16 protein-coding genes and 1 tRNA gene are annotated in these 16,974 nt (G+C 66.7%); 9 read left to right on the top strand and 8 right to left on the bottom strand.

Going from position 1 to position 16,974, the window contains the following annotated elements; genetic code table 11:
• Position 1: 1 nt before the first annotated feature.
• Positions 2 to 685, bottom strand: a complete 684-nt coding sequence (locus GM656_RS08870) for a class I SAM-dependent methyltransferase (protein ID WP_162413315.1) — start codon at positions 683 to 685, stop codon at positions 2 to 4.
• A gap of 92 nt (positions 686 to 777) precedes the next feature.
• On the opposite strand from GM656_RS08870, the gene GM656_RS08865 reads away from it, so the two are divergent.
• Positions 778 to 996, top strand: coding sequence for a hypothetical protein (locus tag GM656_RS08865; RefSeq protein ID WP_162413314.1), 219 nt, complete (start codon positions 778 to 780; stop codon positions 994 to 996).
• On the opposite strand, the gene GM656_RS08860 is transcribed toward GM656_RS08865, so the two are convergent.
• The 6 genes from GM656_RS08860 to GM656_RS08835 form a co-directional block, all read right to left on the bottom strand.
• The gene (locus GM656_RS08860) at positions 953 to 1,930 is read right to left on the bottom strand and encodes a 5,10-methylenetetrahydromethanopterin reductase (protein ID WP_162413313.1); all 978 of its coding nucleotides are present in this window, start codon (positions 1,928 to 1,930) and stop codon (positions 953 to 955) included. The two genes, GM656_RS08865 and GM656_RS08860, sit on opposite strands and share 44 nt — an antisense overlap.
• Complete coding sequence (locus GM656_RS08855; RefSeq protein WP_162413312.1) at positions 1,917 to 2,690, bottom strand: coenzyme F420-0:L-glutamate ligase; 774 nt, start codon at positions 2,688 to 2,690, stop codon at positions 1,917 to 1,919. Before GM656_RS08855 ends, GM656_RS08860 begins: the two co-directional genes overlap by 14 nt.
• Before the next feature lie 113 nt (positions 2,691 to 2,803).
• Positions 2,804 to 3,292: a metallophosphoesterase family protein gene (locus GM656_RS08850; RefSeq protein WP_162413311.1), complete on the bottom strand. Its 489-nt coding sequence runs from the start codon at positions 3,290 to 3,292 to the stop codon at positions 2,804 to 2,806.
• A 72-nt stretch (positions 3,293 to 3,364) separates the two neighbouring features.
• The gene (locus GM656_RS08845; RefSeq protein WP_162413310.1) at positions 3,365 to 3,670 is read right to left on the bottom strand and encodes a winged helix-turn-helix transcriptional regulator; all 306 of its coding nucleotides are present in this window, start codon (positions 3,668 to 3,670) and stop codon (positions 3,365 to 3,367) included.
• Positions 3,671 to 3,786: 116 nt separating this feature from the next.
• Complete coding sequence (locus GM656_RS08840; protein ID WP_162413309.1) at positions 3,787 to 4,440, bottom strand: hypothetical protein; 654 nt, start codon at positions 4,438 to 4,440, stop codon at positions 3,787 to 3,789.
• A gap of 338 nt (positions 4,441 to 4,778) precedes the next feature.
• Positions 4,779 to 4,851, bottom strand: a tRNA-Asp gene (locus tag GM656_RS08835).
• 274 nt (positions 4,852 to 5,125) lie between these two features.
• On the opposite strand from GM656_RS08835, the gene GM656_RS08830 reads away from it, so the two are divergent.
• Genes GM656_RS08830 through GM656_RS08805 form a run of 6 tightly spaced genes read left to right on the top strand, consistent with a single transcriptional unit; the run spans position 5,126 to position 13,267 of the window.
• The gene (locus tag GM656_RS08830; RefSeq protein WP_162413308.1) at positions 5,126 to 5,353 is read left to right on the top strand and encodes a DNA-directed RNA polymerase subunit H; all 228 of its coding nucleotides are present in this window, start codon (positions 5,126 to 5,128) and stop codon (positions 5,351 to 5,353) included.
• The gene (locus GM656_RS08825; RefSeq protein WP_162413307.1) at positions 5,353 to 6,918 is read left to right on the top strand and encodes a DNA-directed RNA polymerase subunit B''; all 1,566 of its coding nucleotides are present in this window, start codon (positions 5,353 to 5,355) and stop codon (positions 6,916 to 6,918) included. Before GM656_RS08830 ends, GM656_RS08825 begins: the two co-directional genes overlap by 1 nt.
• A gap of 1 nt (position 6,919) precedes the next feature.
• Complete coding sequence (gene rpoB / locus GM656_RS08820; protein ID WP_162413306.1) at positions 6,920 to 8,746, top strand: DNA-directed RNA polymerase subunit B; 1,827 nt, start codon at positions 6,920 to 6,922, stop codon at positions 8,744 to 8,746.
• A complete protein-coding gene (locus tag GM656_RS08815; protein WP_162413305.1) occupies positions 8,743 to 11,652 on the top strand; it encodes a DNA-directed RNA polymerase subunit A' in 2,910 nt (969 codons plus the stop codon). The genes rpoB and GM656_RS08815 overlap by 4 nt, the downstream gene beginning before the upstream one ends.
• A gap of 2 nt (positions 11,653 to 11,654) precedes the next feature.
• Positions 11,655 to 12,842, top strand: a complete 1,188-nt coding sequence (gene rpoA2 / locus GM656_RS08810; protein WP_162413304.1) for a DNA-directed RNA polymerase subunit A'' — start codon at positions 11,655 to 11,657, stop codon at positions 12,840 to 12,842.
• The gene (locus GM656_RS08805; RefSeq protein ID WP_162413303.1) at positions 12,842 to 13,267 is read left to right on the top strand and encodes a NusA-like transcription termination signal-binding factor; all 426 of its coding nucleotides are present in this window, start codon (positions 12,842 to 12,844) and stop codon (positions 13,265 to 13,267) included. The genes rpoA2 and GM656_RS08805 overlap by 1 nt, the downstream gene beginning before the upstream one ends.
• A 16-nt stretch (positions 13,268 to 13,283) precedes the next feature.
• On the opposite strand, the gene GM656_RS08800 is transcribed toward GM656_RS08805, so the two are convergent.
• The gene (locus tag GM656_RS08800; RefSeq protein ID WP_162413302.1) at positions 13,284 to 15,686 is read right to left on the bottom strand and encodes a methyl-accepting chemotaxis protein; all 2,403 of its coding nucleotides are present in this window, start codon (positions 15,684 to 15,686) and stop codon (positions 13,284 to 13,286) included.
• 197 nt (positions 15,687 to 15,883) lie between these two features.
• Between GM656_RS08800 and GM656_RS08795 the strand changes: the two genes are divergently transcribed.
• Positions 15,884 to 16,312, top strand: a complete 429-nt coding sequence (locus tag GM656_RS08795; RefSeq protein WP_162317252.1) for a 30S ribosomal protein S12 — start codon at positions 15,884 to 15,886, stop codon at positions 16,310 to 16,312.
• A 2-nt stretch (positions 16,313 to 16,314) separates the two neighbouring features.
• A complete protein-coding gene (locus GM656_RS08790) occupies positions 16,315 to 16,929 on the top strand; it encodes a 30S ribosomal protein S7 (protein ID WP_162413301.1) in 615 nt (204 codons plus the stop codon).
• The last annotated feature ends 45 nt before the right edge of the window (positions 16,930 to 16,974 follow it).

The raw sequence follows: 16,974 nt of genomic DNA, 5'->3' as shown, positions 1-16,974 counted from the left end.
CCTACGCCGTGGCGACGCCGACGGTCAGCAGAGTGCCCAGTTCCCGGTAGCGCTCGACCATCGCCTCGCGCGTCTCGAAGTCCTCGGTCGGGAACGCGGACGCCGGCGGGATCTCGATGTCGCGGTCCGGGATCATGTCCTGTGACGCCACGGCCAGGTCGGCCTCGCGGAACGCCGCGCGGTACTCCGCGGCGCTCCAGCGGGTCATCTCGATGTCGATGAAGTCCTGCCAGCCGTGGGAGTGGACGTTCTTCTCGTAGTAGTTCACCGCGATGTGGGCGGTGCCCCCGGGCCGGAGCACGCGGGCGATCTCTTCGAGGGTGTGGGGCGGGTCGCTCGCGTAGTAGAACGCCTCCATCGAGAACACGTGGTCGACGCTGTCGGCGGCGAACGGCAGGGCGTCGAAGTCGCCGCGCAGGAACCCGATCTCGGCGTCGTCGGTGTACCCGCGGGCGTTGCGGAGCATCTCCGGCGACCCGTCCAGGCCGTAGCACGGGCCGGCCTCCTTGGTGTCCCGCAGGGCGCGGAGCGCGTAGCCCGACCCCGTGCCCAGGTCGAGGACCGTCTCGCCCGGTTCGACCGGCATCCGTGCGAGGACGTGCTTTGCGGTGTGCCAGTGGCGCTCCTCCATGCCCCGGTCTTTTCCCTCGGCGGCCCAGTCGTCGAACTCCTCGCGGACGCTCATGTTCGACCCAGCGGGGCGAGGACCAAAACCCCGCTGTTCGAGGTCGCCGGCGGAGCGCAAACGCAAAGTGGGGGCGCGCTAACGTTCGACCAATGCAATCGCTCCTGTCGGAACTGCTCCAGAGCATCGTCGCCATGCCGTCGCGGTTCGTCGACGTGGCGCTGAACGATCCGCTGGCGGCGCTCATGCTCGTCGTCGGCGCGGTCATCACGACCGCCTCCGTCGCCGTCTTCGGCTACCTCTCGCTGGGGGCCGTCCTCTCGCTGTTCACCGGCTCCGGCGGTCGATCGCCGCCCCAAGCAGGTCAATAGCCGTCTCGATATCCGGGCCGAGCGGCGAGGCGAACACCACGCTGTCGGCGTGTTCTTCCAGGGCAGCCGTCCGCTCGGCAACCGTCTCCGGCGTGCCCGCGATACAGAACGCGTCCAGCATCGGCCCCGTCACCCGCTCGAACGCGTCGGAGAACTCGCCGGCCGAGATCGCCTCGCCGATGTCGCTCGCCGCGTCGCGATCGATGCCGTGGCGGTCGAGCACCGGCGGCGGTGACCCGGCGGCGACGAACGCCACCGGCGGCCGCGCGGCCTCCCGCGCCGCCCCCTCGTCTTCCGCGACCGAGACGCTGGCGTAGGCCGCGAGGTCGAACGCGCCGTACTCGTCGGGGCGCTCGTCGGCCATCTCCTCGACCTGCTCTCGCGCCCACGCGAGGTCTTTCGGATGCGCCCCGTTGTACAGCGCGCCGTCGGCGTGCTTGGCCGCCATCTTCGTCATGTGGGGCCCCTGCGCGCCGACGTACACCGGCACCTCGCCGACCTCGTAGTTCAGGCCCGCGTCGACCGCCTCGAACGTGCCGTCGTGGTCGACGCGCTCGCCGTCCCAGAGCCTCCGTGCGGTCGCGAACGCCTCCAGCACGCGCCGGAGGGCGTCGTCGTGGTCGAAGCCGAGGTTCGTCAGCGTCGACTTGTCGCCCGGCCCGATGCCGAAGACGGCGCGCCCGCCGCTCATCTCGTCGAGCGTCGCCACTCGCGAGGCCAGCGTCACCGGGTGGGTCTCGTAGGGGTTGGCGATACCTGGCCCGAGCGACACGTCGTCCGTCCGCTCGGCCATCGCCGACAGCGCCATGAACTGGTCGCGGTTGTTGTAGTGGTGGCTGGCGAAGACGGCGTCGAGACCGTTCGTTTCGGCTCGTTCCGCGAACGAGGCGAGCGTTGCGACCGGGTGTTCAGGGGTGAGTTCAATCGCGTGCATGAGACCACTCTCTGAGCGCCTGCCTGACGATGTCTTTCTCGGGGTCGCGAAACAGCTGTTCGCTGGCCGCGTGGTCGCCGAACTCGAAGTCGCGGACGACGGCGACCGGCGTGCCGCCGTCGCCCTCGCCGGTGACGAGGTTCGCCGCCGCCGCGAGCTCGTCGACGACCGCCTGCACGGTGGCCTCGAGTTCGCGGCCCTCGCGGTCGCGCTCGCCGCGCCAGTCCCGCGACGCCGGGAGGCCGGCCCACCCCAGCGCGACGCCGCGCTGGCCGAGCCGGAACGGCCGACCGGAGGTGTCGGTGACGATGACGGCCGGCGCGACGCCCGTCCGCTCGCGGATGCCCGCCCGGATCGCCTCGGCATCGGCCGCGGGATCCTCGGGCAACAGGAGCAGGTCCGCGTCCGGGACGTTCGACCGGTCGATGCCCGCGTTGACCGTGATGTGGCCGAATTGCGTCACGCCGAGGACGAACGGCGCTTCGACCAGCACCTCCTCGCACTCCTCGATGATCGCCTGGGCCAGCCGCGGGTCCTTCTCCTCGCCGGCGACCGCCTCGATGGACTCGGCGATGCGGACGGCCTGCTCGCTCGGTTCGTACGACGACAGCGACGCCTGCCGGCCGTTCGCCTTCGACACGATGGTGCTCGCGACGCAGATCACGTCGCCGTCGCGGAGGGCCGTCCGCTCGACGACGAGTTCGGCCACGTCGTCGCCGGGCCGGACCTCCGGCAGCCCCTCGACCGCGAAGACTTCCATACCGTCTCTGTGACCCCTGCGGGAAAAAGGCCCGCGTTCGCTGCAAGGCCGGCCAACGGCGGCAACTGCTGCCGGTAGGAGCCGGCGATCCGCTCCGCTGTCGCCGCTCGTGGCTACAGTTCGTGGAGCGTCACGTCGAGCGCCCCGTCCGCCACCGTCGCGGTCATCATCGTCGCGCGCTCGGCCGGCGCGGCCCCGGTCACGCTCCCGGGGTTCAGCAGCCTGACGCCCTCGTGGACCGTGTCGAGGACCTCGTGGGTGTGGCCGGCGACGCCGACCGCGTCGGCGTCCGCTTCCGCGAGCACCGCCGCCGCGACGCGGTCCTCGTACCCCCGCGGCGAGCCGGTCCCGTGGGTCACGACGAACGTGACGCCGCCCAGTTCGGCCGTCGCGCGCTCGGGCAGGCCGACCTGCGGGTCCATATTGCCCGCGACGGCGGTCAGGTCAGACGCCATGTGCCGGAAATCCGACAGCGCGCTCTTGCTGTCGAAGTCACCGGCGTGGACGACCCGGTCCGCGACTTCGATCCGTTCGCGGAACGACGGCGGCACCTCGTGAGCGCGCGACGGGACGTGCGAATCGCTGACGAGCGCGACTTCCATAGCACCGAGTAGCGCTCCCACGGAGAAATGCGTGCCGGCCCCCGGGCCGACGTGAGCAACCCCCCTCGACGGTCAGTTCTCGACGGAGCCGACGACGCCCTTGAGTTCGTTCAGTCGGCCGACGAGGTGATCGATGCCCTCGTTGATCTGCGCGACGTGCTCGTCGATATCGTCCGCCGGGATCGCGCCCTGTGGCGTCGGTTCGACGAGTTCGTCGTCCTCCAGCATCCGCAGCGAGTACCGCACCTTGTGTTTCGGAATCCCCGTTTCCTCCGCGAGCCGGACGATGCCGATCGGTCCGTTCTCGATGACGGCCTCGAGAATCGCCAGGTCCCGGCTCTCTTTCTCGACCTGATTGCCCAGTCTGTCAATGCCCATTGAGAATCGTACCTGTGCGTATTGCTCCCCGGCATATAAACGCCCCAGTTGTGGAATCGACGCGTCGACGTCGGACGGCGCGCTCGGGGCCGCGACGGACCGTCTCCGCCCGGACGCTACTCGTCGGAGACCGGCGTGCGCCGGAGCTCGTCGAGCTGGTCGCGGAGCCGACTCAGTTCCGTCTCCAGCTCCTCGCGCCGGTCGATCAGCTCGCTCAGTTCCTCGGTGTTGACCGAGTAGTCGCTGTCCATCGCCACGTCCAGCGCGTCGGTGGTCGCCGCGGTCAGGTCCGACGCGACCTGCAGCACCTCGCTCGGCGTCCCGCGGGACTCGAACAGTTCCTGCTCGCCCGACAGCGGCCGGTAGGTCACCATCGGCGATTCGACGCCGCGGTGATAGCTCACCGTGTAGCTCGTGTCGGTCACCGGATTCAGCCGGTCTTCCGCCCGCTCGGTTCGGACGATGTTGAACGCCTCGGCGAGCGCCGGATAGGTCTCGGCGAGGTCGCGCAGTCGGTCCGCCGCGCCGACGCCGAGTTGCGCCTCCACGTCGCCGAAGAACTGCCGCGAGTTGGTGAGCGTGAAGGCCACGGTGTAGAACACCGACTCGTCGCTGTCCGCCAGGTTTCGTACGCGCTCGCGGACCGTCTCGTGGCGACCCTCGATCGTGAGCTTCTCCAGTTCCTCCAGTAACGCCCGTACTCCCTCCTCGCGTTCGAGGAACGCCTCGACGATCGCGCCGGGCATCTCCTCGCCATCCACGTCCTCCATGCCACTCCTTTCGCGGGGGCTCGTAAACAGTTTGTCGCCGTGGACGGCGGATTCGCCCGAATCGTGGCCGTGCGTGCGCCGCGATCCGCTGCTCGCGAGACACTGACACAAGACCTATGCCGTCACGCGTGAACAAACAGCACGTCCGCACCTCGTGGTGGGCGGACACTATGACAGGTCGGGGGCGCTCGCCCCCACTCGAATACTGCTCGTGAGCGTGTCGGATTGGTATTCGGTGTATAACGGCCCGTAGGAGCTCTTTACGCCCGGACAGGTAATCGCTCACAGTGGTGAGCACACGCTACGCGGTGCTCGCCGAAATTGTTCGCGGTAGAAGACGCCCGGAGCGGGATTTGAACCCGCGTCACGACCGTGACAGGGTCGTATGATGGGCCACTACACCATCCGGGCCTTCGCTGCACTTCTTCGTATCCCGGTGTTGGTATTAAGGCTTTCCAAAGGAAGGCGCCCTGTGATGAGTGCACGTGACGGGACCCAAAGTAATATGTCGCCACTGGTTCAATCGACTGCTACGCGAGTCGCTCCCACGGTCCATGTTTGGTCTGGGTGGGGGCCCGATAGCTACGGCAGGCCAAGTTGGTAAGCGTTATATGCCGGCCGACAATATGGGCCTGTAGTATCTCGTGACAGCCACTTTCTCCAGCAGCAGGCCCAACGCACACACATGGTAGATGTAAGTCAACACGACCTCGTTCCCGACCACAGCGTCGTCGACGAGGCAGATCTCGAAGCAGTGCTCGAGGAGTACGACATCAAAAAGACGGACCTTCCGAAGATCAAGCGCACCGACAAGGCGTTGCCCGACGACGCCGAGGTCGGTGACGTGATTCGGATCGAACGCGACTCCCGGACGACCGACACCGCAGTTGTCTATCGACTGGTGGTAGAATAATGGACACACAGGACCGCCGCGCGATCTCGCGCGAGTACTTCGCGAAGGAACGGCTCGCAGAACACCACTTCCGCTCGTTCAACGCGTTCCTCGACAGAGGGATGCAGCAGGTCGTCGACGAGAAGGAGACTATCGACACCGACATCGGTGACAAAGAGGGACAGGAACCGGTGTGGGTCGAACTGGGCGACGTGCGCGTCGTCACCCCGCGGGTCCGCGAGGCCGACGGCAGCGAGGAGCTGCTGTACCCCCAGGAGGCCCGCCTCCGCAACATCACCTACTCCGCGCCGGTGTTCATGGAGATGGCCATCGTCCGCGGTGGCGAGGAGGAACCCGAGGAGGTCGTCGACCGCACCGAGACCAAGATCGGGCGCATGCCGATCATGGTCGGCTCGAACAAGTGCAACATCGCTGGCTTCAGCGAGGAGGAGCTCATCGACATCGGCGAGGACCCCGCCGACCCCGGCGGCTACTTCTGCGTCAACGGCTCCGAGCGGGTGCTGATGACCAGCGAGGACCTCGCGCCGAACAAGATTCTCGCCGAGTACGACACGAAGTACGGCGACGAGGTCCAGGTGGCGAAGACGTTCTCCCAGCGCCGGGGCTACCGCGCGCTGGTGCTGTGTGAGCGGACCCGCGACGGCCTGCTGGAGGTCTCGTTCCCGTCCGTCTCGGGGAGTATCGACTTCGTGACGCTCGTGCGCGCTCTGGGGCTCGAATCCGACGAGGAGATCGTCCACCGCGTCAGCGAGGACCCGGAGATCGTCAAGTTCATGCTGGAGAACTTGGAGGAGGCCGAGGTTCAGACGACCGAAGAGGCCATCGAGACGCTGGGCAAGCGCGTCGCCTCCGGGCAGGGCAAGAACTACCAGCTCAAGCGGGCCAACTACGTCATCGACCGCTACCTCCTGCCGCACCTCCACGAGGAGGGCGTCGACGAGGAGGAAGTCCGCATCAACAAGGCGTTCTACCTCTGCCGGATGGCCGAGGCGTGCTTCGAGCTGGCGCTGGACCGCCGCGAATCCGACGACAAGGACCACTACGCGAACAAGCGTCTGAAGGTCAGCGGCGACCTGATGACCGACCTGTTCCGGACGGCGCTGAACAAGCTGGCACGCGACGTGAAGTACCAGCTCGAACGGGCCAACATGCGGAACCGCCAGCTCTCCGTCTCGACCGTCGTGCGGTCGGACGTGCTGACCGAACGACTCGAACACCCCATCGCGACGGGGAACTGGGTCGGCGGCCGCTCCGGTGTCTCGCAACTGGTCGACCGAACCGACTTCATGGGGGTGCTCTCGCACCTTCGTCGCCTGCGCTCGCCGCTGTCGCGCTCGCAGCCTCACTTCGAGGCGCGCGACCTGCACGCGACCCAGTGGGGTCGCATCTGTCCCTCCGAGACGCCGGAGGGACCGAACTGCGGTCTGGTGAAGAACTTCGCACAGGCCATGGAGCTGTCACAGGACGTCGAGGACGCACAGCGACTGAAACAGGAACTCGCAGAGATGGGGGTCCAGGGCATCCCCGGCATCGAGTCGATCGAACAGCAGCCCGCGGACGATTAACATGAGTCAGGGACGCGAAGCCAAAGTATACGTAAACGGTAGCCTGGTCGGGACACACCCCGACCCCGAACAGCTCGCAGAACAGGTCCGACAGGCCCGACGCCGCGGAGACGTCTCCCAGATGGTGAACGTCTCCGTCAAGGACCGGACCGAGGAGGTCATCATCAACGCCGACGCCGGCCGGGCCCGCCGCCCGCTGCTCGTCGTCGAGGACGGCGACCCGCTCATCACCGACGAGGAGATCGAACAGGTCAAAGCCGGCGAACTGGAGTTCGAGGAACTCGTCGAGCGCGGTCTCGTCGAGTTCATCGACGCCGAGGAAGAGGAGGACATCCTCGTCGGCGTCAGCGAAGACGAACTCACCGACAACCACACCCACCTCGAAGTCGACCCGCAGCTGATGTTCGGTATCGGCGCGGGGATGATTCCCTACCCCGAGCACAACGCCTCGCCGCGGATTACGATGGGATCGGGGATGATCAAGCAGTCGCTGGGCCTGCCGAGCGCGAACTACCGAATCCGCCCGGACACGCGCCAGCACCTGCTGCACTACCCCCAGCTCTCGATGGTCAAGACCCAGACCACCGAGCAGATCGGCTACGACGACCGCCCCGCGGCACAGAACTTCGTCGTCGCCGTCATGAGCTACGAGGGGTTCAACATCGAGGACGCACTCGTCATGAACCAGGGGTCGGTCGACCGCGCGCTCGCCCGCTCGCACTTCTTCCGCACCTACGAGGGCGAGGAGCGCCGCTACCCCGGCGGACAGGAAGACCGCTTCGAGATGCCCGACGACGAGGTCCGCGGCGCGCGCGGCGAGGAGGCCTACACCCACCTCGACGACGACGGCCTGGTCAACCCCGAGACGAAGGTCGGAGAGAACGCCGTCCTGCTCGGGAAGACCAGCCCGCCGCGGTTCCTCGAAGAGCCCGACGACATGGGCGGGCTCTCCCCACAGAAGCGCCGCGAGACGAGCGTCACGATGCGCTCGGGCGAATCCGGCGTCGTCGACACGGTGACGCTGATGGAGGGCGAGGACGGCTCGAAGCTCTCGAAGGTCTCGGTGCGCGACGAGCGAATCCCCGAACTCGGGGACAAGTTCGCCAGCCGCCACGGCCAGAAAGGGGTCGTCGGCCACATCGCGCCCCAGGAGGACATGCCCTTCACCGAGGAGGGCGTCGTCCCGGACCTCGTCATCAACCCCCACGCGCTCCCCTCGCGCATGACCGTCGGCCACATCCTCGAGATGATCGGCGGGAAGGTCGGCGCGCTCGAGGGCCGCCGCGTCGACGGCACCGCCTTCACCGGCGAGGACGAGGACGAACTCCGGAACTCGCTGGAGGAACACGGCTTCGACTCCAGCGGCAAGGAGACGATGTACTCCGGCGTCACCGGCGAGAAGATCGAGGCGGACATCTTCGTCGGCGACATCTTCTACCAGAAGCTGTACCACATGGTCTCGAACAAGCTGCACGCCCGCTCGCGCGGGCCGGTGCAGGTCCTCACCCGCCAGCCCACCGAGGGTCGCGCCCGCGAGGGCGGCCTGCGCGTCGGTGAGATGGAACGCGACGTGCTCATCGGGCACGGCGCGGCGATGGCGCTCAAAGAGCGCCTGCTCGACGAGTCCGACCGCGAGTGGATCAATGTCTGCGGGAAGTGCGGCATGACCGCCGTCGAGAACGTCGAGCAACGGCGCGTCTACTGTCCGAACTGCGAGGAGGAGACCGACATCCACGAGGTCGAGATGTCCTACGCGTTCAAGCTCCTGCTCGACGAGATGAAGGCGCTCGGAATCGCCCCGCGGATCGAACTGGAGGACGCCGTATGAGCTCACAACAGACACCACAGGAGATCGGCCAGCTCAGCTTCGGGCTGATGGACCCCGAGGAGTACCGCGAGATGTCGGCGACGAAGGTCATCACGGCCGATACGTACGACGACGACGGCTTCCCCATCGACATGGGGCTGATGGACCCGCGACTGGGCGTCATCGACCCCGGACTGGAGTGCAAGACCTGCGGCAAGCACAGCGGGTCCTGTAACGGCCACTTCGGCCACATCGAACTGGCCGCGCCGGTCATCCACGTCGGCTTCGCGAAGCTCATCCGCCGACTCCTGCGCGGCACCTGCCGGGAGTGCTCCCGGCTCTGTCTCGACGAGCACGAGCGCGAGGAGTTCGCGGACCGCCTCCAGCGGACGCGCGACCTCGGCCGCGACTTGAACGACGTGACGAAGGCCGCCATCCGGCAGGCCCGAAAGAAGGACCGCTGTCCGTTCTGCGGCGAGAAGCAGTACGACATCAAACACGAGAAGCCGACCACGTACTACGAGGTCCAGGACGTGCTGGCCTCGGACTACCCCGAGCGGATCGCGGAGGCGATGGAGGAGGCCGAAGACCCGATCTCGCCGATCGACCTCTCCGACGAGACCGGCATCGACAGCGGTCGCGTCCAGGAGATCCTGAGCGGCGAGTTCCGCCCGCGACAGGAGGACCGCCGGGCCCTGGAGAAGGCCCTGTCCGTCGACCTCACCGAGGAGGACATGAACAAGCTGATGCCGAGCGACATCCGGGACTGGTTCGAGGACATCCCGGACGAGGACATCGAGGTGCTCGGCATGAACCCCGCCCGATCCCGGCCGGAGTGGATGATCCTGACGGTCCTGCCGGTGCCGCCGGTCACCGCACGCCCCTCGATCACGCTCGACAACGGCCAGCGCTCCGAGGACGACCTGACCCACAAGCTCGTGGACATCATCCGCATCAATCAGCGGTTCATGGAGAACCGCGAGGCCGGTGCGCCACAGCTGATTATCGAGGACCTCTGGGAGCTGCTCCAGTACCACGTCACCACCTTCATGGACAACGAGATCTCGGGCACGCCGCCGGCGCGCCACCGCTCCGGCCGGCCGCTCAAGACCCTCTCCCAGCGCCTGAAGGGCAAGGAGGGGCGCTTCCGCGGGTCGCTGTCCGGGAAGCGCGTGAACTTCTCCGCCCGGACCGTCATCTCGCCGGACCCGACGCTCTCGCTCAACGAGGTCGGCGTCCCCGACCGGGTCGCAAAGGAGATGACGCAGACGATGAACGTCACCGAGCGCAACCTCGAAGAGGCGCGACGGTACGTCTCCAACGGACCCGAGGCACACCCCGGCGCGAACTACGTCAAGCGCCCTGACGGCCGCCGCCTGAAGGTCACCGAGAAGAACTGCGAGGAACTGGCCGAGAAGGTCGAGCCGACCTGGGAGGTCTCCCGGCACCTCGTGGACGGCGACATCATCATCTTCAACCGACAGCCGTCGCTGCACCGGATGTCCATCATGGCCCACGAGGTCGTCGTGATGCCGTACAAGACGTTCCGGCTGAACACGACGGTCTGCCCGCCGTACAACGCCGACTTCGACGGCGACGAGATGAACATGCACGCCCTGCAGAACGAGGAGGCACGCGCGGAGGCGCGCGTCCTCATGCGCGTGCAGGAACAGATGCTCTCGCCGCGCTTCGGTGAGAACATCATCGGCGCGATTCAGGACCACATCAGCGGGACGTACCTGCTGACCCACACGAATCCGAAATTCAACGAGACGCAGGCGCTCGACCTGCTGCGGGCGACCCGAATCGACGAACTCCCCGAGCCCGACGGCGTCGACGACGCCGACCAGGAGTACTGGACCGGGCGCTCGCTGTTCTCCGAGCTGCTGCCCGACGACCTGAACCTCGAGTTCACGTCTTCGGCCGGCGACACCGTCGTCGTCGAGGACGGCCAGATGACCGAGGGGACCATCGACGAGGACGCCGTCGGCGCGTTCGGCGGCGAGATCGTCGACACCATCGCCAAGGACTACTCGCGGACCCGCGCCCGCATCCTCGTCAACGAGGTCTCTGCGCTGGCGATGCGTTCGATCATGCACTTCGGGTTCTCCATCGGGATCGACGACGAGTCCATCCCGGACGAGGCCGAAGAGCAGATCAACGACGCTATCGACAGCGCCTACGACCGCGTCGAGGAACTCATCGAGACCTACGAGCGCGGCGACCTCGAATCCCTGCCGGGTCGGACCGTCGACGAGACGCTGGAGATGAAGATCATGCAGACGCTCGGCAAGGCCCGCGACTCCGCCGGTGACATCGCCGAGGACCACTTCGGCAGCGACAATCCGGCCGTCATCATGGCCGAGTCCGGCGCGCGTGGGTCGATGCTGAACCTGACCCAGATGGCCGGCTGCGTCGGCCAGCAGGCGGTCCGCGGCGAGCGCATCAACCGCGGCTACGAGAACCGCACCCTCTCGCACTTCGAGGAGGGCGACCTCTCGGCGGACGCCCACGGCTTCGTGGAGGCCTCCTACCGCTCCGGGCTCTCGCCCAAGGAGTTCTTCTTCCACGCGATGGGTGGCCGCGAGGGGCTGGTCGACACGGCCGTCCGGACCTCCAAGTCCGGGTACCTCCAGCGCCGCCTCATCAACGCGCTCTCCGAACTGGAGACGCAGTACGACGGCACCGTCCGGGACACCTCGGACACCATCGTCCAGTTCGAGTTCGGCGAGGACGGCACCTCGCCGGTCGACGTGTCCTCGAACCAGGACGAGCCGGCCGTCGACGTCGAACAGATCGCCGACAGCGTCCTCAACGAGGAGTTCGAGAGCGAGAAACAGAAAGAGAGCTTCCTCGGGACGCGAACCGAGCGGACCAACCTCTCGGAACACGCCGACGACTGGTGGATGGCGGAGGGTGACGACTAACCATGACAGCACGAGACGTTTCAGCAGACATCGAGGCCGTCGTCGAGGACACCGATCTCCCGCGACGGCTGAAAGACGAGGTGTACAGCACCGTCGAAGCGCGCGGCGTCGGCGTCGAGGACGCCGACCGCATCGCGAAGGCCGTCGAGTCCCGATACATGGACACTCGCGTCGACCCGCTCGACCCCGTCGGGACGGTGTCGGCCCAGTCCATCGGCGAACCGGGAACGCAGATGACGATGAACACGTTCCACTACGCGGGGGTCGCCGAGATCGACGTGACCCAGGGACTGCCCCGGCTCATCGAGCTGGTGGACGCCCGGAAGACGCCCGACACGCCGATGATGACGGTCCACCTGGACGAGGAGTACGCCGAGGACCGCGAGCGCGCCCACGAGGTCGTCTGGAAGATCGAGGCGACGCGCATCCTCGCGCTCGGCGACATCTCGACGAACGTCGCGGACATGCTCGTCGAGATCGACCTCAACGAGGACACCCTGCTCGAACGGTGGCCAACCGTCGACGACACCGACGCCATCGCCGAGGAAATCGCCGAGACCATCGAGTCGAACCTCGGCGTCTCCGCCCGACAGGTCGGAACGGTCATCGAGTTCGGCCCGGAAGAGCCCAGCTACCGCGACCTGCTGCAGCTGGTCGAGGAGCTGCGCGAGATCGTGTTCAAGGGCATCGAGGAGATCACTCGCGTCGTCATCCGCAAGGAAGAGACCGACAACGGCGAGGAGTTCGTCCTCTACACCGAGGGCTCGGACTTCGGCGAGGTCCTCGACATCGAGGGCGTCGACGCCTCCCGGACCACGTGTAACAACATCCACGAGATCTACCGGAGCCTCGGCGTCGAGGCGGCCCGCGAGACGCTCATCAACGAGACGATGAACACGCTCGAGGAGCAGGGTCTCGACGACGTGAACGTCCGGCACCTGATGCTGGTCGCCGACATCATGACCAACGAGGGGACCATCGAGTCCATCGGCCGCCACGGGATCAGCGGGTCGAAAGACTCCGTGCTCGCCCGCGCGGCGTTCGAGGTCACAGTGAACCACCTGCTCGACGCCGCCATCCACGGCGAGGTCGACGAACTGGACGGCGTCACCGAGAACGTCATCGTCGGCAAGCCGATCAAGCTCGGCACCGGCGACGTGGACCTCCGCATGGGGACGACGCAGGACTGATGCGGGTCGAACTCTCGGACGAAGCGCGCCGACTGGTCGCCCTCTTCGAGGACGAGGCAGGCGTCACCGTCCGGGACTGCGTCGTCGACGAGGACCACGAGCAGGTGGTGTACATGGTCAAGCGCGGTCAGATGGCCGACGCCATCGGCCCGGGCGGCCAGACCGTCGAGCGTGTCGAGGAGGCCATCGGTCGCGACGTGAAGCTCGTCGAGGCCGCCGAGACGGCCGCGGACTTCGTGGCCAACGCGCTCGCGCCGGCCGCGGTGTACAACGTCACCGTCTCGGAGAACGGCGACACCGTCGCCTACGTCGAGGTGGCACAGGCCGACCGCGGCGCGGCCATCGGGAGCGACGGGCGCAACATCGACGCCGCGCGGACCCTCGCGAAGCGTCACTTCGGCATCGACGACATCGAACTGACCTGAACGGGGTCGTCTCTTTTCAGTCGTCCGTGTGCGAGCGCTCGGCGTCGTAGACGTCGGTGTCCCCGTGGACCCCGTCCGACTGCACGTCGAACGTCTGCAGGAGCTCGGTGAGGTCGCCGGCCTGTTCTGAGAGGGCGTCGATGCTGCCCGTCACCTCGTTGATGGTGGCGGTCTGTTCCTCGGCCGCGGCCGCGACGCCTTCCGCCTGGCTGGCCGACTCCTCGCTGATTGTGCCGACCTCGTCCATCATCGCGACCGTCTCCTCGGTCGAGGCGGCCTGTTCGTCGGTGGCGTCGCTGATGGACTGGATGCCGTCGTTGACGTCCTCGACGCGGGTGACGATGGCTTCGAGGGACTCGATGGCGTCGTCGACGGTGTCGATGCCCTCGGTGACCGAGTCGCCCATCTCCTGGATGTCGTCGACGGCCTCGCCGGTGGTGTCCTGCACGTCCTCGATGACCGTCGAGATCTCCTCGGTGGCCTCGGTGGTCTCCTGTGCGAGGGTCTTGATCTCGTCGGCGACGACGCCGAAGCCCTCGCCGGCCTCGCCAGCGCGCGCGGCCTCGATGGAGGCGTTCAGTGCGAGCATGTTGGTCTGCTCGGCGATGTCGTCGATGAGGTCGACGATCTCGCCGATTTCGGTCATCTCCTCGTCGAGGGACTCGACGCGGTCGATGGTCGCGTCGGCGCGCTCCTCGATGTCGCCCATCACCTCGGCGGCCTCCGACGCCCGTTCACTACCCGTCTCGCCGATGTCGGCGGCCTCGTCTGAGGTGGACGCGACCTCGTCGGCCTGCGCGGCGACCTCCTCGATGGTCGCCGAGAGGTCGGACATCTCCTCGGCCGTCTCCTGGATGTTCTCGTACTGGGTCTCGGCGCCGTCGGCGATCTCCTGGACTGACTGGCTGACCTCTTCGCTGGCGTCGCGGACCTCGGCGGCACTCGCCGTGATCTGGTCGGCGGAGCCGTCGACGTCGTCGGCGAACTCGCGGATGTGGACGACGGTCTGGCCGAGCTGGGCGAGCATGTCGTTGAAGGCGGCGGCGATCGAGGCCATCGCGTCGTTGTCGGCGTCGGCGTCGAGGCGCTGGGTGAGGTCGCCGTCGGCGGCCTGTTGCATCACGGCCGAGAACTCCTCGGCCTGCCGCTCGAGCGATTCGGCCAGTTGCTCGGCTTCCCGCTGGGCCGTCTCGGCGTCCGTCTTCGCCGTCTCGATCTCGTCGATGAACTGCTGGAGGTCCGCCCGCATCTCTTCGAGGGACTCGCCGAGTCGGCCGGGCACGTCCTCGTCGAGCACGGGGTCGTCGAAGGACTGCGCCGCGAGCGCGTCGGCCTGCGCGGCGACGGTCCCGAGGTAGGACTGGATGTCGACGAAGGCGTCCTGCACCTGGCCGATCTCGTCGATCCGCTCGCTGTTCTCTCCGCGGTCGTCCAGTTCGCCCCGGGCGAGGGCCTCGGCGCTCGATGCGACAGACGTGAGCGAATTGCGGATGTCACGGCCCACGAAGGCGCCGAACGCCAGGAAGCTGAGCAGCGCCAGACCGATGAGCGCGAAGATGTCAGTCTGGACCGTATCGCGGAGCGCGTACGCGCTCTCGACAGGGGCGCGCTTGACGACGACCCAGTTCATCCCCTGGATCTTCGCGTAGCCCCACACTTCGCCGTTGGCCTGTAGCGTGCCGGTCATCCTGTCGGCCCCCCGGTCCGTCACCTGCTGTTCGATCGCGCTGTCGTAGCGGTCGAAGATTCGCGAGGTGTTGTCGGCGAAGATCACTTCGTTGCCGTCGTTATCGTACTCGATGACGTGGGTCTCGCCTCCGTCGATCGAGTTCTCGAAGGTCTGGGACCGCTTGCTCACGTCGTAGAGGAGCAGCGCCCGGGAACTCGTCCGGGGGACGTTGCTGATGAACGCGATGTAGTGCGTCCCGTTCTCCTCGAACACGCGCGACTGCGAGACCGCGTCCTCTCCGCTCAACAACAGCGTCCCGCTGCTGGTTCGCCACTCGATGCCCATGTCTTCGAGCGTCCGTCCCTGATAGGTCTCGTTCGTCGACACCTCGATGGTCCCCGTCGAACTGTCCACGAACGCGATCATGTGGAGCGCACCGCCGATGCGACGCTCGGAGGCTTGGAACGCGCGCATGGCCTGTGTCGACGACGCGCTACTCACTTGATAGTGGTTCGACAGAAGACGGGTCGTCCGTCGAGACTGTTCGATCCACCCCTCCATCGTGTTCGCCTCCTGCTGGGTCGTCGTTTCCAGCTCGTTCAGTCGCTGTTCAGTCAGGTCGTTCCCAATGGCGTCCCCTGCCACCAACCCCGCGCTACTGACGACGAGCGCGATGACGACGACGGCGAGACCGAACTTCCGGAGGTAACTTTTCCGTACCGCCGCGGGGAGAATTCTTGTAGCTTTCATATCTTCTAGGGAAATAGCTATCGGTCCATCTCTCTACCGCGCTCATAAACCTCCCTCCCTCATTATCAAAACTAATCATGTACGGATCTCCGGTCCGAACCCGTCCTGCTATGGCATAGAACGCCACACACGCCGGCTGTCGCGCCCGGATACAAAAGAGGAGTCTTAAGTATCTCGGCGGGATACGGAAGCGTACTATGGCAAACGGCAAATACGCCGCGCGCAAACTCAAGAAGGACCGCCAGCAACACCGGTGGTCCGACTCTGATTACGCGCGCCGCGAGCGCGGGCTGGGCAAGAAGTCCGACCCGCTCGAAGGGGCGCCCCAGGGTCGAGGCATCGTACTGGAGAAGGTCGGCATCGAGGCCAAGCAGCCCAACTCCGCCATCCGGAAATGCGTCCGCGTCCAGCTCATCAAGAACGGCAAGCAGGTCACCGCGTTCTGTCCCGGTGACGGCGCGATTTCGTTCATCGACGAGCACGACGAGGTCACCATCGCCGGGATCGGCGGCGCGAAGGGTCGCGCGATGGGCGACCTCTCCGGCGTCAACTACAAGGTCGAGAAGGTCAACGGCGTCTCCATGATCGAACTCGTCCGCGGGAACGCGGAGAAGCCCGTCCGATAACCATGAGTGCCGAAGACACATCCGAGGCCGAGCAGGCCGACGAAGGCGAGTCCGAGACGGCCCGCGCCAAGCTGTTCGGCGAGTGGGAGATCACGGACATCGAGTACCGCGACCCCTCCACGGAGCGCTACATCACCGTGACGCCCATCGCGCACACGATGGGCCGCCACGCCGACAAGCAGTTCCAGAAGAGCGAGATCAGCATCGTCGAGCGGCTCATCAACCGCCTGATGCAGACCGACGAGAACACGGGCAAGAAGCAGCTCGCGACCTCGATCGTCACCGAGGCGTTCGAGATCGTCCACGAGCGCACCGAGGAGAACCCGATTCAGGTGCTCGTCAGCGCCGTCGAGAACAGCGCTCCCCGAGAGGAGACCGTCCGCCTGAAGTACGGTGGCATCTCCGTCCCGAAGGCCGTCGACGTCGCGCCCCAGCGCCGCGTCGACCAGGCCCTGAAGTTCCTCGCCGAGGGCGTCTACGGTGGCTCGTTCAAGACCACCACGAGCGCCGCCGAGGCGCTCGCCCAGCAGCTCGTCGGCGCCGCGAACGACGACGTCCAGACCTACGCCGTCAACCAGAAAGAAGAGAAAGAGCGCGTCGCGGCCGCCGCTCGCTAATCTACGCGACTGTCTGTCTCGGTCTTTTTCTCCGACGCCCTGCAC

The organism is Haloarcula salina, from assembly GCF_010119195.1.
Taxonomy (GTDB): Archaea; Halobacteriota; Halobacteria; order Halobacteriales; family Haloarculaceae; genus Haloarcula; species Haloarcula salina.
Note: the sequence above shows the minus strand (reverse complement) of the source record. Positions and strands in the feature narration are given on the sequence as shown.

What these genes read in the sequence shown, in the direction of transcription:
- GM656_RS08870 (WP_162413315.1), bottom strand. Translation starts at nt 685, where the DNA reads ATGAGCGTCCGCGAGGAGTTCGACGACTGGGCCGCCGAGGGAAAAGAC.
- GM656_RS08865 (WP_162413314.1), top strand. Translation starts at nt 778, where the DNA reads ATGCAATCGCTCCTGTCGGAACTGCTCCAGAGCATCGTCGCCATGCCG.
- GM656_RS08860 (WP_162413313.1), bottom strand. Translation starts at nt 1,930, where the DNA reads ATGCACGCGATTGAACTCACCCCTGAACACCCGGTCGCAACGCTCGCC.
- GM656_RS08855 (WP_162413312.1), bottom strand. Translation starts at nt 2,690, where the DNA reads ATGGAAGTCTTCGCGGTCGAGGGGCTGCCGGAGGTCCGGCCCGGCGAC.
- GM656_RS08850 (WP_162413311.1), bottom strand. Translation starts at nt 3,292, where the DNA reads ATGGAAGTCGCGCTCGTCAGCGATTCGCACGTCCCGTCGCGCGCTCAC.
- GM656_RS08845 (WP_162413310.1), bottom strand. Translation starts at nt 3,670, where the DNA reads ATGGGCATTGACAGACTGGGCAATCAGGTCGAGAAAGAGAGCCGGGAC.
- GM656_RS08840 (WP_162413309.1), bottom strand. Translation starts at nt 4,440, where the DNA reads ATGGAGGACGTGGATGGCGAGGAGATGCCCGGCGCGATCGTCGAGGCG.
- GM656_RS08830 (WP_162413308.1), top strand. Translation starts at nt 5,126, where the DNA reads ATGGTAGATGTAAGTCAACACGACCTCGTTCCCGACCACAGCGTCGTC.
- GM656_RS08825 (WP_162413307.1), top strand. Translation starts at nt 5,353, where the DNA reads ATGGACACACAGGACCGCCGCGCGATCTCGCGCGAGTACTTCGCGAAG.
- rpoB (WP_162413306.1), top strand. Translation starts at nt 6,920, where the DNA reads ATGAGTCAGGGACGCGAAGCCAAAGTATACGTAAACGGTAGCCTGGTC.
- GM656_RS08815 (WP_162413305.1), top strand. Translation starts at nt 8,743, where the DNA reads ATGAGCTCACAACAGACACCACAGGAGATCGGCCAGCTCAGCTTCGGG.
- rpoA2 (WP_162413304.1), top strand. Translation starts at nt 11,655, where the DNA reads ATGACAGCACGAGACGTTTCAGCAGACATCGAGGCCGTCGTCGAGGAC.
- GM656_RS08805 (WP_162413303.1), top strand. Translation starts at nt 12,842, where the DNA reads ATGCGGGTCGAACTCTCGGACGAAGCGCGCCGACTGGTCGCCCTCTTC.
- GM656_RS08800 (WP_162413302.1), bottom strand. Translation starts at nt 15,686, where the DNA reads ATGAAAGCTACAAGAATTCTCCCCGCGGCGGTACGGAAAAGTTACCTC.
- GM656_RS08795 (WP_162317252.1), top strand. Translation starts at nt 15,884, where the DNA reads ATGGCAAACGGCAAATACGCCGCGCGCAAACTCAAGAAGGACCGCCAG.
- GM656_RS08790 (WP_162413301.1), top strand. Translation starts at nt 16,315, where the DNA reads ATGAGTGCCGAAGACACATCCGAGGCCGAGCAGGCCGACGAAGGCGAG.